The organism is Phaeovulum veldkampii DSM 11550, assembly GCF_003034995.1.
GTDB lineage: Bacteria > Pseudomonadota > Alphaproteobacteria > Rhodobacterales > Rhodobacteraceae > Phaeovulum > Phaeovulum veldkampii.
Map to the genome: position 1 here is coordinate 39,861 of NZ_PZKF01000020.1, position 15,212 is coordinate 55,072.

Sequence of the window (15,212 nt, forward strand, 5' to 3'; positions counted from 1 at the left end):
TTCGGGGCTGCACCCGCCCGGCGCTGCGGCTATGATCCGCCGGTATCATACGGACGGACCATGACCAGCGACATCACCCTTGCTTTCGCCCACCCAGAAGAACGCGCCGAAGCCTCGGCCGGGGCCGACCCGCGTGACCGGATCAGCCTGCGCGATCATGTGGTGACAGCCGATATCGGCGCGTTTCAGCCCGAACGCGGCCATGTGCAACGGCTGCGTTTCAACGTGGTGGTCGAGGTGCGCCCTGCGCCCGCGCCCTTGCTGGACGATGTAGACCGCATCCTGTCGTATGACCGGCTGACCGAGGCGATTGCCGCGGAACTGGCCGACGAACGGCTGAACCTGCTGGAAACGCTGGCCGAACGTGTCGCCGAACGGATACTGGCAGAGCCGCAGGCGATGCGGGTCTTCGTGCGGATCGAAAAGCTTGACCGTGGCCCCGGCGCGCTGGGGGTGGAAATCGTGCGCTCGCGCGCGGCGGTGCCAGTGCAGGCGGCGACGGGGGGGGCGGTGCTGCATCCTTTGGTGGCGTTCCTGACCAATGCCGCAATTGCCTCGCCCGATCTGCCGGCCCGGCTTGACCGGCTTCAGGCCGCCGGTCTGCCGGTGATCCTGGCCGTGGGCCTGCCCGACCTGCCGCGCCCCGAAACCGGCCACCGGCCGACGCAGCGGCGCATTGACCTGCTGGCGATCGAACAGAACGCCTGGGTTCTGGCCGCGCGTGACCCGCGCTGCGTGGTGGTGGCCACCCGCACCGAGATCGACTGGGCGATGAAGCAGGGGCGGATGATCGTCTGGGCGCCGTCAAAGATCGTGCTCGATGCGGTGGACGGGCCAAAGGCACCCGCGCGCGATGCGGTGGCGCTGGCTCTGTGGCTGGCGGAATCGCTGGCAGCGGCGCGGCTGGAACTTCACGGTTCCGTTTCAGCCCCGGCAGGAAGCCGCGTTCCGGTGGTGCCTGTTACTGCCTGAGCCTTGCCAAGCCGCGCCCTTTGCGGTGAAAGGGCGGGATGGAAAAGCTCTACTATCGCCCGATTGCCCAGACCGATGCCGCCCGCCCCGCGGGTGCGCTTCCGCTTGCCGGGGGCTGGTGCTGGTTTGCACAGGCCGAGGTGCTTGGCCGCACCGGCTCGCACGGGCTGATCGCGGCCGCTGATCTGCCGCCCGCCGTGGCTGCTCGGCTGACCGCGCCGCGGCCCGCGCTGGCGGGGTTCGACTTTTCCGCACCGCGGATCATGGGTATTCTGAACGTCACGCCTGACAGCTTTTCCGACGGCGGCCGGTTCACCGCGCCGCAGTCCGCGCTGGCGCAGGCCCGCGCGATGGCTGGTGCCGGGGCCGACATTCTGGATGTGGGCGGCGAATCCACCCGCCCCGGCGCCGCCCCCGTGCCCGTGGCCGAGGAAATTGCCCGAACCGCGCCGGTGATTGCCGCGCTGCGCGCCGAGGGGTTTGCGCTGCCCGTGTCCATCGACACGCGCAAGGTGGCCGTCGCGCAGGCGGCGCTGGATGCCGGGGCAGATCTGGTGAACGACGTCGCCGCGCTGGCCTATGATGCGCCGCTGGCCGGGCTGGTGGCCCATCGCGGGGTGCCGGTCTGTCTGATGCACCATCAGGGCACGCCCGAGACGATGCAAGACGCGCCCCGTTATGACAATGTGCTGCTGGACGTCTACGACTGGCTGGAGGAACGTCTGGCCATCGCCGAGGCCGAGGGGATACCGCGGGACCGGGTTATCCTTGACCCCGGCATCGGCTTTGGCAAGACGGCGGCGCATAATCTGGCGCTTATCCGCGGCCTGTCGCTGTTTCACGGCTTCGGCTGCCCGATCCTGCTGGGGGTGTCGCGCAAGCGGTTCATCGGTAGCATCGGCGGCGCCGAGGCGCCTGCGGCGCGGATGCCGGGCACGCTGGCGGTGACGCTGGCGGGGGTGGCGCAGGGGGTGCAGGTGCACCGGGTGCACGATGTGGCCGAACTGGCGCAGGGGTTGCGACTTTGGCAGGCGGTAACGCAGGGGAACATGACATGACGCGCAAGCTTTTCGGCACCGATGGCGTGCGGGGCACCGCCAACAGCTGGCCGATGACAGCCGAGATGGCGCTGCGCCTTGGCGCCGCCGCCGGGCGCTATTTCCGCCGTGACAGTCACAACGGTCACCGCGTGGTGATCGGCAAGGACACCCGCCTTTCGGGCTACATGCTGGAAAACGCGCTGACCGCCGGGCTGACCTCGACCGGCATGAACGTGCTGCTGCTGGGGCCGGTGCCCACACCCGCGGTGGGGTTTCTGACCCGTTCGATGCGAGCCGATCTGGGCATCATGATCTCGGCCAGCCACAACCCGGCCGAGGATAACGGGATCAAGTTCTTTGGCCCCGACGGCTTCAAGCTGTCGGACGAGGCCGAGGCCGAGATCGAGGCGATCGTGGCGGGCGACATTGCCCCCGCAAAGCCCGGCAACATCGGCCGCGCCAAGCGTATCGACGATGCCCGCGGGCGCTATGTGGAATATGCCAAGACCACCTTTCCGGGCCGGGGCCAGTTGTCGGGGCTGAGGGTGGTGGTCGATTGCGCCAACGGCGCCGCCTACAAGGCCGCGCCTGAGGTGCTGTGGGAACTGGGCGCCACTGTGATCCCGGTGGGGGTGATGCCGAATGGCAAGAACATCAACCACAACTGCGGATCGACCCATACCGCGACGGCAGCCGAGGCCGTGGTGGCGCATGGCGCCGACATGGGGCTGGCGCTGGATGGCGATGCCGACCGGGTGATGATTCTGGATGAAACCGGGCAGGTGGCCGATGGCGACCAGATCATGGCGCTGCTGGCCGCGCGCTGGGCCGCGGCGGGCCGCCTGCGCGGCGGCGCGCTGGTGGCCACGGTGATGTCGAACCTTGGGCTGGAGCGTTTCCTTGATGGGCGCGGTCTGCGGCTGGAACGCACCAATGTGGGTGACCGCTATGTGGTGGAACGGATGCGCGAGGGGGGCTTCAATCTGGGGGGCGAGCAGTCGGGCCATATCGTGATGACCGACTATGCCACCACCGGCGACGGTCTGATCGCGGGGCTGCAATTTCTGGCTGCGATGGCCGAGACGGGCCAACCCGCAAGCGCGCTTGTCCGGCAGTTTGACCCTGTGCCGCAAATGTTGAAAAATGTGCGCTATCAGGCGGGCCAAGAACCATTGGCGGCCGAAAATGTGCAAAAAGTGATACTGGACGCCGAGACGCGGCTGCATGGCCGGGGTCGCCTGCTGATCCGGAAATCGGGAACGGAACCGCTGATCCGCGTGATGGCCGAGGCCGAGGATGCGGGTCTGCTGGCCGAGGTGGTGGATGGCATTGTGGCCGCAGTCGCCGCCGCGGCTTAGGGGCGGCGGCGCCACGCGGCTGCGTTTGATACCGCCAGCCCTGCCAGGATCAGCCCCAGCGCTGCAAAGAAGGCGGCGGGCAGCCGTTCATCCAGAAAGACCGTGCCGAACAGCACCGACCAGATCGGCACCTGATAGTTCGATTGTGTCAAAAACGTCGGCCCCGCGGTCTGGATCACCTTGACCAGCAGCAGCGTGGCCACCGCCGTGGGCAACAGCCCCAGATACAGCACCGCCCCCGCCGCGGCCCAGTCGATCCGCGCCGGGTCGGGCAGCCCCTCGACCAGCAGCGCGGTCGGCACGATCATCGCACTGGCAGCGATCAGCGCGGCGGCGGAAAAGGCGATCATCGGCACCGGCGGGCAGCGGCGGGTGATGATGCCGCCGATTGCATAGGCCAGCGTCGAGGCAACGCAGGCCAGCCGCGCCAGCGGCTCCATCGCGCCACCCGCGGCAGCCAGCGCCTGCGGCCCGATCAGCGTGACAACCCCCGCCATGCCCAGCCCAAGCCCCAACAGCTTCAGCGGGGTCATCCGCTCGCCCGGCACCAGCCGGTGCGCCAGAAGCATGGTAAACAGCGGCACCGCCGCCATGGTGATCCCGGCAAAACCCGAGGCCACATGCTGCTGGCCCCAGCTGAGCAGGCTGAAGGGCAGCGCGTTGGAAAAGAACCCCATCCCCACCGCGTGCAGCCAGACCCGGCGCCCGCGCGGCAGCCCGATGCCCATGGCATGCGCAATCGTCGTGACCGCCAGTGCCGCGATGACGATGCGCAGCGCCGCCACCGACAGCGGGTCGAACCCGCGCAGGGCGACGCTGACGTTCAGGAAACTGGCGCCCCAGATCACCGAAAGGGCGATCACGCGCAGCCAGTTGGCAAGGCCGGGACTTTGGGGTGACATTGGTTCTTCCATGAAAAAGGGGCGCAAGCTGCGCCCCTTTCGAATCGCCTGATGGCTTTATCAGTTGCGCGAGCGGTCCACCATCTTGCCCTTGGAAATCCAGGGCATCATGGCGCGCAGTTTCGCGCCGACCTGTTCGATCTGGTGTTCGTCATTGATGCGGCGGGTGGCCTTGAAGAACGGCTGGCCCACGGCGTTTTCCTGCATGAAGTCGCGCACGAATTTGCCGGTCTGGATGTCGGTCAGAACGGCTTTCATCCGGGCCTTGGTTTCGGCGTAAGGCAGGATGCGCGGGCCGCTGACATATTCGCCATATTCGGCCGTGTTCGAGATCGAATAGTTCATGTTGGCGATGCCGCCTTCGTAGATCAGATCGACGATCAGCTTGACCTCATGCAGGCATTCGAAATAGGCCATTTCCGGCTCATACCCGGCCTCGACCAGGGTCTCGAAGCCCATGCGGATCAGTTCCACCAGACCGCCGCACAGCACCGCCTGTTCGCCGAACAGGTCGGTTTCACATTCCTGGCGGAAGTTGGTCTCGATGATGCCCGAACGCCCGCCGCCGATGGCCGAGCAATAGGACAGGCCGATTTCCATCGCCTTGCCGGTGGCGTCGTTATGCACGGCCACAAGGCAGGGCACACCGCCGCCCTTGACATATTCGCCGCGCACGGTGTGGCCGGGGCCCTTGGGCGCCATCATGATCACGTCGATGCCCGGTTTCGGCTCGATCAGGCCGAAATGCACGTTCAGGCCATGGGCAAAGGCGATCGCCGCGCCTTCGCGCAGATTGTCATGGACGTATTTCTTGTAGGTTTCGGCCTGCAGCTCGTCAGGCATGGTGAACATGATCACGTCACACCAGGCCGCCGCCTCGGCGATGCCCATCACCTTCAGCCCTTCGGCTTCGCATTTCTTGGCCGAGGGCGAGCCTTCGCGCAGCGCGATGACCACGTTCTTGGCGCCCGAATCGCGCAGGTTCAGCGCATGCGCATGGCCTTGGCTGCCATAGCCGAGGATGGCCACTTTCTTGTCCTTGATGAGGTTCACATCGCAGTCGCGGTCGTAATAAACGCGCATCGGGCGCTCCTTTTCTGATGATGGCGGCAGGATAGAGTGTTTTTCGCAAAAGCCTGCGCAAAGTTTGACTATAAGTGCTAAATATACGAAATATCATTCGTTGATATTCATGAAGATGAAATATTCATGCTCCTTGATGATGCCGACCGACGTATCCTGCGCCAGTTGCTGGCCGAACCGGGGCTGGCCACCGCCGATCTGGCGGAACGTGCGGGTGTGACCGCCGCAACCTGCTGGCGGCGGCTGGAGCGGTTGCGCGAAAGTGGCATCCTGATGGGCGAGCAGATGCTGATCGACTGGCGCGCGCTGGGGTGGGAGGTGGAGGTGTCCTTGCGCTTCACGCTCGACAAGACCGACCCGCGCGCCTTTGACGAATTTCTTGATGCCGCCCGCGAGGTGCCCGAGGTGCTGGAGATACAAACCTTTCTGGGCCGCACCGATGTGCGGCTGAATGTCATCGCCCGCGACATGGCGCATTGGCAGGAAATCTATCGCCACCGCATCCTGACGCTGCCTCATATCGCCGAGGTCGATGCGCTGATGCTGGTTTCCACCATCAAGGATTCAGGGAGCCTGCCGCTGTGATCGACCTTGATGAAACCGACCGGGCCATCTTGCGGGCGCTGGCGCGGGACGCTGGCCAAAGCGCGGGCGCCTTGGGCCGCGCGCTGGGCCTGTCACAGCCCGCGACCTGGCGTCGGGTCAGGCGGTTGCACGACGGCGGCGCGGTGCGCGGGCGGCGGGTGGTGGTGGACCCAGCGGCTCTGGGCTTTGGCGTGACGGTTTTTCTGGGGGTGAAACTCGCCACCCGTGGCCGTGTCAGCCTTGAGGATTTCGAGCGCGCCGCAACCGCCATTCCCGAGGTGCAGACGGTGCAGCATGTGCTGGGGCTGTTCGACTATCGCCTGCGCGTCGTGGCCCGCGACATCGCCGATTTCGAGCGGGTTCTGCGACGGCGCATCCTGACGCTGCCCGGCGTGGGGCAGGTCGAGGCGAACGTGCTGTTATCCGAAGAACGCCGCCCCGGCCCGCTGTAGATCAGAACGGGATCGCCTCGCCGTCCCAGCCCTCAAAGCAGCCGGTATTCTCCGCCGACAGCACCCTGAACCGCGCGGCAAGCCCCGCCACCGCGGCCTCGGGCGTGATCTCGGCCTCCGGGCCGCCCATCGTGGTTTTCACCCAGCCGGGGTGATAGATGCCCACGGCGATGCCCTCGGGCGCCAGATCGGTGGCCAGGTTGCGGCCAAGGTTCAGCGCCGCGGCCTTCGAGGCGCGGTAGATATACGACCCCCCCGGCGCGCGTGCCTGCGAACCCATCGACGACGAGATGATGGCGATCTTGCCCTTGCCCGCCCGCAGGTTCGGCAACAGCGACTGGACCGTCAGGAATACGCCGGTGACGTTGGTGGCAAAGCCCGCAGCCCACAGCGCGGCGGAATAGCCGCGATCCAGCCGCTGGCCCTTGTCGGGATAGACCCCCGCGTTGCAAACCAGAAGCGAGATCGGCTTGCCCGCAAGGCGGCGGGCCAGTGCCGCATGGCTTTCCGGCTCGGTCACGTCCAGCGGCAGCAGCGCGCCTTCGGGCTTGCGGGCGGTGCCCAAGGCTGCCTCGCCCGCTGTGGCGTAATGGGCCAGAAGGGCGGCGCCGATGCCGCGGTTCGCGCCGGTGATGAGAATTGTCATGGGGGGTCTCCCTGTTCTTCTTCTGCCCATTCTGCGCGCATCCTCGGCGGGAGCAAGCCAGAAATTCGGGCAATCCCGGTGACTTGCACGGATCAGTTCGTCTTGCGCGCGGGTAATAAGGGCAGCGCGGCCACCGGCAGGCCCTCCTCGATCAGGGCGCGCGCCTCGGCGGGGGTCGCTTCGCCATGGATTGCTCGGTCAGGCGCTCGACCTTCGTGGATCGCGCGCGCCTCTGCGGCGAAGGACAGGCCGACATGTTCGGAATTGGCCTCGATATGGGCGCGAAGCGCGGCCAGCGCGGCTTCGGCCGGGCTGGCGGGGGCAGCCAGCGGGCGTGCGGCTGGCACGGCCGCTGCCTCAGCCCTGACTGCGGTGCGGGCCGGGCGCACAGCAGGCGCCATCAGCGATTTCTCGACGCTGACCGATCCGCAGACCGCGCAGGCCACCATCCCCGCCGCCTTCAGCTTGTCGAAGGCGGCGGCAGACTGAAACCAGCTGTCAAAGCTGTGATCGTGATCGCAGCGCAGGGTATAGCGGATCATCGGGGCCTCGTTTCCACGCCCCAACATTTATGACATGGCCCGCCGAATGCAAGGCTGCCCAGCGGTTCAGCCCCGTAGCGCGGCCCGCCGGATCAGATGGAAACGGCCCGCCGCATCCTCGCCGCACAGGCACAGCTCAGTCAGCGGGAAGGGCCGGGGCAGAAGCGGTGCCAGATGCGGGGTGAGGGCGCTGCGCAGCGCCTCGGCCTCGGTCAGCGGCAGGCTGCCCGACAGGGTGACGTGAAAGCGGAAATGGTCGAACACATAGGGATAGCCCCAGCGCAGCAGGTTTGCGTGTTCGGGCGCGGTCAGCCGTTCGGGCGCGCGGCGCGCGATCTCGGCCTCGGTCAGCGCGGCGCGGAGCGGGTCCAACTCGCGCACCACGGCCCCCGCCAGCGCCTGAAGCGCGGGGGCATGCTCTGCCTCGGGCACCAGCGCGACAAAGCCGCCCATCCGCGCAAGGCGCAGGCCGGGCAGCGTGACGGGGGCAAGCTGGCCCGCCAGATCATCCAGCGCAGTGGCCAGCGCCGCGCGCGTCGCGCCGGGCGCCAGCCGGAACGGCGCCTTCAGCGTGGCGTGCAAACCATAGTGGCGCGGCGTTTGGGTGATTTCGGCCACCGGGCGGGGCAGGGGGCCAAGGTCGGGGTGCGGCGCCGTCTGGCCCGTCTCGATATCCCAACCCAGCCAGCCCGCGCCAAAGCGGGCAAGGCCCGACCCGGCCGGGGGGCACCAGTAGACGGCGTAGCGCAGAAAATCGGTCATGGGGTGCCTTGTGGCAGGCCAGTGTCACAGGCCGATGACAGCGCCAGTGGCAGGCTTAGCCCACCACCGTCGCCGGATAGCCCGCCGCCTTCAGTGCGGCCAGAACCGTGGCCTCGGGCAGGCCTGACACGGTGATTTCGCGCGCGGGCAGGTCAAATTCGGCGCGTCCGCCAACGGCGGCAAGGGCGGTTTCAATGGCGGTCGTGCAATGGCCGCAAGACATGTCGGGAACGCTGAGGATCATCGGTCTCTCCATCCGGGTCTGCGCCAGATGTGACCTTTGCGCCGCCCAAGGTCAACCGCGCTTGACACGCGCGGGCCCCTGTCGCAGCCTGCGTGCACTTCACCAGGGGGGCCCCGGCAAGGGGCTGAGAGTCTGCTGGCACGGCAATAGCCAAGCGCGCAGTGACCCTTTGAACCTGATCCAGTTCGTACTGGCGTAGGGACGGTGCCGATGCTGCGGGTTTTTGTCTGCCGTGCATCCAGCCTGCTTTCCGCTTGGGCCGCCTGGGTCTTCTTTGCACCTGCGAGGGAGGCTTTCGCATGACCATGATGACCAACCCCACCCCCCCGACCGTCACCACCGGGCCGCTGCCCGGCGCATCCAAGCTGCACATTCCGGGGCGGCTGCACCCCGGCATTGCCGTGCCGATGCGCCAGATCGCGCTTGATCCCGCTGCGGGCGAACCGCCGGTGCGTCTGTATGACACCTCCGGCCCCTATACCGACCCGGCGGCGGCCATCGACATTGCCCGCGGCCTGCCGCGCCAGCGCGAAGCCTGGCTTGCCGCCTGCGCCGATTGCGAGGGCTACGAGGGCCGCGCCCCGCGCCCCGAGGACAACGGCCACACCGAAAGCGCCCAATCCGCGCCCCCCTTTGGGTCGCGCCACCGCCCGCTGCGGGCGCGGCCCGGCCGGTCGGTGACGCAACTGGCTTACGCGCGGGCCGGGATCATCACGCCCGAAATGGAGTTTGTGGCGATCCGCGAAAATCTGGGCCGGGCGCAGGCCCGCGATGGCGCCCCCGTGGGGGCGACCCTGCCCGAGACGATCACGCCCGAATTCGTGCGCGACGAAATCGCCCGTGGCCGCGCCGTGATCCCGGCCAACATCAACCACCCGGAACTGGAGCCGATGATCATTGGCCGCAACTTCCTGACCAAGATCAACGCCAATATCGGCAACTCCGCCGTCACCTCCAGCATGGCCGAGGAGGTAGACAAGATGGTCTGGGCGATCCGCTGGGGCGCCGACACGGTGATGGACTTGTCCACCGGGCGCGACATTCACACCATCCGCGACTGGATATTGCGCAACGCCCCGGTGCCGATTGGCACCGTGCCCCTGTATCAGGCGCTGGAAAAGGTGGGCGGCGTGGCCGAAGATCTGACATGGGAGGTGTTCCGCGACACGCTGATTGAACAGGCCGAACAGGGGGTGGATTATTTTACCATCCATGCCGGGCTGCGGCTGCACCATATCCCGCTGACGGTGGGGCGGGTCACGGGGATCGTGTCGCGCGGCGGCTCGATCATGGCGAAATGGTGCCTTGCGCATCACACCGAAAGTTTTCTTTACGAACACTTTGCCGAGATATGCACGATATGCCGCGCCTATGACGTGACCATCTCGCTGGGCGACGGGCTGCGCCCCGGCTCCATCGCCGATGCCAACGACGCCGCGCAATTCGCCGAACTGGAGACGCTGGGCGAGCTGACCCGCGTCGCCTGGGCGCAGGATGTGCAGGTGATCATCGAAGGCCCCGGCCATGTGCCGATGCACAAGATCAAGGAAAATGTGGACCGTCAGCTTGCCCTGTGCGGCGAGGCGCCGTTCTACACGCTGGGCCCGATCGTGACCGATATCGCGCCGGGCTATGACCATATCACCAGCGCGATCGGCGCCGCGATGATCGGGTGGTTCGGCACCGCGATGCTGTGCTACGTCACGCCCAAGGAACATCTGGGCCTGCCCGACCGGACCGATGTGAAAACCGGCGTCATCACCTACAAGATCGCCGCCCATGCCGCCGATCTGGCCAAGGGCCACCCCGCGGCGCGGCTGCGGGACGATGCGCTTAGCCGTGCGCGGTTCGATTTCCGGTGGGAGGATCAGTTCAATCTGGGCCTTGATCCCGACACGGCGCGCGCGCTGCACGATGAAACCCTGCCCAAGGCCGCGCACAAGCTGGCGCATTTCTGTTCGATGTGCGGGCCAAAGTTCTGCTCGATGAAAATCAGCCATGACATCCGCGCCGAGGCGCAGAAAGAGGGCATGGCCGCGATGGCCGAACGCTTTCGGCAGCAGGGCGCGTTGTATCTGCCGGTGGAGGGGTGATCATGCGGGCTGAACTTTTCTTGCGGCTGCGGGCTGAAAAACCGCTGGTGCTGAATATCACCAATTTCGTGGCGATGAACGTGGCAGCCAATGTGCTGCTGGCGGCTGGCGCCTCGCCCGCGATGGCCTGCGCGCCCGAAGAGATTGCCGACCTGACCGCGATCTCGGGCGCGCTGACCGTCAATTTTGGTACGCTCAATGCCGAATGGGTGGTGGCGATGCGGCTTGCGGCCGAGGCAGCGAACCGTGCCGGGCGGCCTTGGGTCTTTGACCCGGTGGCGCATCAGGCCACGCCCTATCGCGGCACGGTGGTGGCGCAACTGCTACGGCTGCGCCCCGCGATCATCCGTGCCAATGCCTCGGAAATCATTGCGCTGGCGGGCGGGCAGGCGGGGGCCGCTGGGCCGGATGCGGGCGATGCGGTCGAGGCTGCCGAGGGCGCGGCGCGCGATCTGGCGCTGCGGTTGGGCGCGGTGGTGGCGGTCACCGGGGCGGTCGATTTCGTTACCGACGGTGCGCGCGCCTGCCGGATTGCGGGCGGATCGGCGCTGATGCCGCAGGTTACCGCGCTGGGCTGTTCGCTGACCTGCCTTGTCGGCGCCTTTGCCGCCGTGGCGCCCGGCGACCCGTTCGAGGCGTCGGTGGCTGCGCTGGCCGCCTTTGCCGCGGCCGGCGCTGCGGCCGAGGTGGGCGCGTCCGGCCCCGGCTCGTTCGGCTGGCGGTTTCTGGATGAGCTTGCCGCGCTGACGCCCGCGGCGGTGGCAGGCGCGTGCGTGGTGCCCGCATGAGGCGGCTGGATCTGTCGCTTTATCTGGTGCTCGATCCCGACCTGTGCGGCGGGGCGGCGGGGATGGTGGCCACCGCCCGTGCCGCTGTGGCGGGGGGGGTGACGGTGGTGCAGTTGCGCGACAAAGGTGCGGGGACGTCAGGGCTGATCGCCACGGGCCGCGCGCTGCGCGCCGCGCTGGCGGGCACGGGGGCTGCGCTGGTGGTCAACGACGATGTCGAGGCAGCGGTGGCCATCGGTGCCGGGGGGCTGCACATCGGGCAGGGCGACATGGCCCCCGCTGCGGCGCGCGCCCGGATCGGCGCGGGCATGGCGCTGGGCCTGTCGGTCGAGACGGTGCTGCAGGCCCGCGCGGTTGACCCCGCGGTGGTCGATTACATCGGCGCCGGACCGGTCTTTGCGACCGCGACCAAGGCCGACCATGCACCGCCTGTGGGCTTTGCCGGGCTGGCCCGGATCATCTCGGCCAGCCCGGTGCCCGCGGTGGCTATCGGCGGGCTGAAGGCTGCCCATGCAGGCCCTGCGCTGGCGGCGGGGGCGCGGGGGGTCGCGGTGGTGTCGGCGATCTGCGGCCAGCCCGCCCCCGAGGCCGCGGCGCGCCAGATCGTGCTGGCGCTAGCCTCGGCTGGCGGGTAGCGCGGTCAGCCCGGCGTGCCCCAGCCGCCGCCGCCGGGGGTCAGCATCTCGAAAGCCGCCCCTGCGGGCAGGTCGCGTTCGTCATTGCCCAACAGCCGCTCCTCCCGCCCGTCGGGCCAGATCACGCGGTTTGCCCCCACGGCCCCCGGCGCCCCGCCCGCCGCCCCGAAGGGCGCAACGCGGCGCGAAGAACTTAGCACCGTCACCGTGACCGGGGCCAGAAATCGCAGCCTTCGCTCCATGCCGCAGCCGCCCGGCCACTGCCCCGCCCCGCCCGAGCCGTGGCGGATCGCCAGCCGTTCCAGCCGCACCGGAAAGCGCCGCTCCAGCACCTCGGGGTCGGTCATGCGGGTGTTGGTCATGTGGCTTTGCACCGCGTCGCAGCCCGCAAAGCCCGGCCCCGCGCCGGTGCCGCCCGCGATGGTTTCATAGTTCTGAAACGCCGCATTGCCCCAGACAAAGTTGTTCATCGTGCCCTGACTGCCCGCCAGCACCCCCAGCGCGCCATACAGCGCATTGGCCGCCGTCTGGCTGACCTCGGTGTTTCCGGCGATCACCGCCGCCGGGAAACGCGGGTTCAGCATCGAGCCTTCGGGCAGGATGATCGTGATCGGCCGCAGGCAGCCTTCGTTCAGCGGGATATCCTTGCCCACCAGCGTTCGGAAGACATAAAGCACCACCGCCCGCGCAATCGCGGCGGGCGCGTTGTAGTTGCCCGTCCCTTGCGCGCTGGTGCCGGTGAAATCCACCGTGGCCTGGCCTGTGTCGCGGTCCACGCGCAACGCGACCGCGATCTGCGCGCCGCTGTCCATCGGGCAGGTAAAGGCGCCGTCGCGCAGCCCGCGGATTGCCGCGCGCACCAGCGCCTCGGCATTGTCCTGCACATGGGCGGCATAGGCCGTCAGCACGCCCTCGCCCCAGCTTTCGGCTGCACTGGCCAGTTCGCGCCGCCCGGTTTCCAGCGCGGCCACCTGCGCCTTCATATCCGCGATGTTCTGGTCGGGTGACCGGGCGGGCCAGCGCCCCGACCCCAAAACTGCGCGCGCCTCGGCCTCCAGAAACCGCCCGCCCCGCATCAGCGGCATGGGCGCGATCAGCACGCCCTCTTCCTCGATCCGGCGGCTGTCGGGGGGCGACGATCCCGGCGTGCGCCCGCCGATATCGGCGTGATGCCCCCGCGCGCCCAGCCAGAACCGGATGCGCCCGTCCAGAAACACCGGTGCAACGACCGTCACATCGGGCAGGTGGGTGCCGCCCGTAAACGGGCTGTTCAGCATCCAGGCATCGCCCGGCGCCACGCCGGGGCCTGCCGCGCGCATCACCGCGCGCACCGCGTCGGACATCGAGCCCAGGTGGACCGGCACATGCGGGGCATTGGCCACCAGATCGCCTGTGGCGTCAAAGATCGCGCAGGAAAAATCAAGCCGCTCCTTGATGTTGACCGACCAGGCGGTGTTGGCCAGCACGGCCCCCATCTGGTCGGCCACCGCCATGAACAGGTTCGACATCACCTCAAGCGTCACCGGATCGGCCGCCGTTCCGACCGAAGGGGCGCGGCGGGCAATTTCGACGCGCGACAGGATCAGGTTGCCCAGCCCGTCCACCTCGGCGCGCCAGCCCGGCGCCACCAGCGTGGTGCCGGTCGCTTCCAGCACCACCGCAGGCCCCGCGATCTGCGCCCCCGCACCCAGCCCCGCCCGATCGTGGAAATCGACCTCGTGCCAGCCCCCGCCCAGATAGACCGGATGCCGGGCCACGGGCGCGGCCTGCCCCGTTGGCAGCGCGGGGGCAACCAGGGCCGCGGCGCCGCCCGCGGCCTCGACCGTCAGCATCTCGAAGTGCACCGCGCGGGCCGGGTCGGCAAAGCCGAAGCGGGCGCGGTGGGCGGCCTCGAAGGCGGCCCGCATCGCCTCGGCCCCGCCAAAGGGCACCTCCAGCGCCTGATGCGCGCCGTCATAGCGCAGATGCGCCCGCGCCTCGATCACCACCGCCTCCGGCGCCACGCCCTGCGCCAGCAGGTCGGCGCGCGCCTCCTCGGTCAGTCGGGCCATGCGCGCGGCCATCTGTGCCGCCTCGGTCAGGGGCGCATCGGCCTGCACCTCGCGCAGGGCGCGCAATTCCGCCAGCCCCATGCCATAGGCCGACAGCACCCCTGCAAAGGGATGCAGCATCACCCGCCCGATCCCCAGTGCATCGGCTACCGCGCAGGCGTGCTGCCCGCCCGCTCCGCCAAAGCATTGCAGCGTGTAGCCGGTCACGTCATGGCCACGCTCGACACTGATCTTGCGGATCGCATTGGCCATGTTGGCCACCGCGATCGACAAAAACCCTTCGGCCACGGCTTCGGGCGTCTGCGGCAGGCCGGTCGCAGCGGAAATCTGTTCGGCCATCCGGGCAAAGCCCGCGCTCACCGCGGCCGCGCCCAGCGGAAGGTCGCCGCGGGGGCCAAAAACGGGCGGGAAATGCGCCGCCTGCAACCGGCCCAGCATCACGTTGGCATCTGTCACCGTCAGCGGCCCGCCGCGGTGATAGGCGGCGGGGCCGGGGTTGGCGCCCGCGCTTTCCGGGCCAACCCGAAGCCGCCCGTCGCGGAACGACAGGATCGACCCGCCGCCTGCCGCAACGGTGTGAATATCCATCATCGGCGCGCGGATGCGCACGCCCGCTACCTCGGCCTCGAAGGTCCGCTCGTAATCACCGGTGAAATGGCTGACATCGGTCGAGGTGCCCCCCATGTCAAAGCCGATCACCTTGGCAAAGCCCGCTGCCTGCGCGGTTTTGGCCATGCCGACAATGCCCCCCGCAGGCCCCGACAGGATCGCATCGCGTCCCTGAAAGCGCGCCGCGTCGGTCAGCCCGCCGTTCGACTGCATGAAGCAAAGTCGCCCCGCCCCCAGCCCCAGCGCGCCCGCGACCTGCCCCACATAGCGGCGCAGGATCGGCGAAAGGTAAGCATCTGCCACGCCTTGCAGTTACCCACAAGTATCCGCCGGGGGCGTTGCGAGGCGGGCACCTTCGACGAGGTCGGCGAGGCGGGAGAAGCCCCGCCATATCACTGTCGTACCCGGTGGAGCATCTGACGCGCGGTCGAGATATCCCCCAAGCCTTGC

At 68.4% G+C, this 15,212-nt stretch carries 16 protein-coding genes and 1 riboswitch; of the genes, 8 read left to right on the plus strand and 8 right to left on the minus strand.

Going from position 1 to position 15,212, the window contains the following annotated elements; genetic code table 11:
• Window positions 1-60 precede the first annotated feature (60 nt).
• The 3 genes from C5F46_RS09985 to glmM are packed head-to-tail and all read left to right on the plus strand — an operon-like array spanning window position 61 to window position 3,370.
• Complete coding sequence (locus C5F46_RS09985; RefSeq protein WP_107325204.1) at window positions 61-972, plus strand: dihydroneopterin aldolase; 912 nt, start codon at window positions 61-63, stop codon at window positions 970-972.
• Window positions 973-1,010: 38 nt separating this feature from the next.
• The gene (gene folP, locus C5F46_RS09990; protein WP_107325205.1) at window positions 1,011-2,030 is read left to right on the plus strand and encodes a dihydropteroate synthase; all 1,020 of its coding nucleotides are present in this window, start codon (window positions 1,011-1,013) and stop codon (window positions 2,028-2,030) included.
• Window positions 2,027-3,370: a phosphoglucosamine mutase gene (gene glmM / locus C5F46_RS09995; protein WP_107325206.1), complete on the plus strand. Its 1,344-nt coding sequence runs from the start codon at window positions 2,027-2,029 to the stop codon at window positions 3,368-3,370. Before folP ends, glmM begins: the two co-directional genes overlap by 4 nt.
• Here the strand turns inward: glmM and C5F46_RS10000 are convergent.
• Together C5F46_RS10000 and ilvC are read right to left on the minus strand one after the other, a co-directional pair.
• A complete protein-coding gene (locus tag C5F46_RS10000; RefSeq protein WP_107325218.1) occupies window positions 3,367-4,272 on the minus strand; it encodes a DMT family transporter in 906 nt (301 codons plus the stop codon). The genes glmM and C5F46_RS10000 overlap by 4 nt on opposite strands.
• 60 nt (window positions 4,273-4,332) lie before the next feature.
• Window positions 4,333-5,355 (minus strand): ketol-acid reductoisomerase, encoded by a 1,023-nt coding sequence (ilvC, locus tag C5F46_RS10005; protein WP_107325207.1) that lies wholly within the window; start codon window positions 5,353-5,355, stop codon window positions 4,333-4,335.
• A gap of 126 nt (window positions 5,356-5,481) precedes the next feature.
• On the opposite strand from ilvC, the gene C5F46_RS10010 reads away from it, so the two are divergent.
• Entirely contained in the window at window positions 5,482-5,940 is a 459-nt protein-coding gene (locus C5F46_RS10010) for an Lrp/AsnC family transcriptional regulator (RefSeq protein WP_107325208.1), read from the plus strand.
• Window positions 5,937-6,392, plus strand: coding sequence for an Lrp/AsnC family transcriptional regulator (locus tag C5F46_RS10015; protein WP_107325209.1), 456 nt, complete (start codon window positions 5,937-5,939; stop codon window positions 6,390-6,392). Before C5F46_RS10010 ends, C5F46_RS10015 begins: the two co-directional genes overlap by 4 nt.
• Before the next feature lies 1 nt (window position 6,393).
• On the opposite strand, the gene C5F46_RS10020 is transcribed toward C5F46_RS10015, so the two are convergent.
• The 4 genes from C5F46_RS10020 to C5F46_RS10035 form a co-directional block, all read right to left on the minus strand.
• A complete protein-coding gene (locus C5F46_RS10020; protein ID WP_107325210.1) occupies window positions 6,394-7,038 on the minus strand; it encodes an SDR family NAD(P)-dependent oxidoreductase in 645 nt (214 codons plus the stop codon).
• A 92-nt stretch (window positions 7,039-7,130) separates the two neighbouring features.
• Complete coding sequence (locus C5F46_RS10025; protein ID WP_107325219.1) at window positions 7,131-7,580, minus strand: DUF1178 family protein; 450 nt, start codon at window positions 7,578-7,580, stop codon at window positions 7,131-7,133.
• Between the two features lie 66 nt (window positions 7,581-7,646).
• Entirely contained in the window at window positions 7,647-8,342 is a 696-nt protein-coding gene (locus tag C5F46_RS10030) for a DUF1045 domain-containing protein (protein ID WP_107325211.1), read from the minus strand.
• Window positions 8,343-8,397: 55 nt separating this feature from the next.
• Complete coding sequence (locus C5F46_RS10035; protein ID WP_107325212.1) at window positions 8,398-8,586, minus strand: heavy-metal-associated domain-containing protein; 189 nt, start codon at window positions 8,584-8,586, stop codon at window positions 8,398-8,400.
• A 94-nt stretch (window positions 8,587-8,680) separates the two neighbouring features.
• Window positions 8,681-8,806, plus strand: a riboswitch (TPP riboswitch).
• A gap of 79 nt (window positions 8,807-8,885) precedes the next feature.
• On the opposite strand from C5F46_RS10035, the gene thiC reads away from it, so the two are divergent.
• Genes thiC through thiE form a run of 3 tightly spaced genes read left to right on the plus strand, consistent with a single transcriptional unit; the run spans window position 8,886 to window position 12,102 of the window.
• Complete coding sequence (gene thiC, locus C5F46_RS10040) at window positions 8,886-10,679, plus strand: phosphomethylpyrimidine synthase ThiC (protein WP_407947344.1); 1,794 nt, start codon at window positions 8,886-8,888, stop codon at window positions 10,677-10,679.
• 2 nt (window positions 10,680-10,681) lie between these two features.
• Window positions 10,682-11,467, plus strand: coding sequence for a hydroxyethylthiazole kinase (gene thiM, locus C5F46_RS10045; RefSeq protein WP_107325221.1), 786 nt, complete (start codon window positions 10,682-10,684; stop codon window positions 11,465-11,467).
• Complete coding sequence (gene thiE, locus C5F46_RS10050; protein WP_107325222.1) at window positions 11,464-12,102, plus strand: thiamine phosphate synthase; 639 nt, start codon at window positions 11,464-11,466, stop codon at window positions 12,100-12,102. Before thiM ends, thiE begins: the two co-directional genes overlap by 4 nt.
• A gap of 5 nt (window positions 12,103-12,107) precedes the next feature.
• Here thiE and C5F46_RS10055 read toward each other — a convergent pair whose 3' ends face one another.
• Entirely contained in the window at window positions 12,108-15,065 is a 2,958-nt protein-coding gene (locus tag C5F46_RS10055; RefSeq protein ID WP_235820141.1) for a hydantoinase B/oxoprolinase family protein, read from the minus strand.
• Window positions 15,066-15,074: 9 nt separating this feature from the next.
• The coding region (locus tag C5F46_RS17200) for an IS4 family transposase (RefSeq protein ID WP_146160222.1) at window positions 15,075-15,212 on the minus strand (138 nt) is incomplete at its 5' end.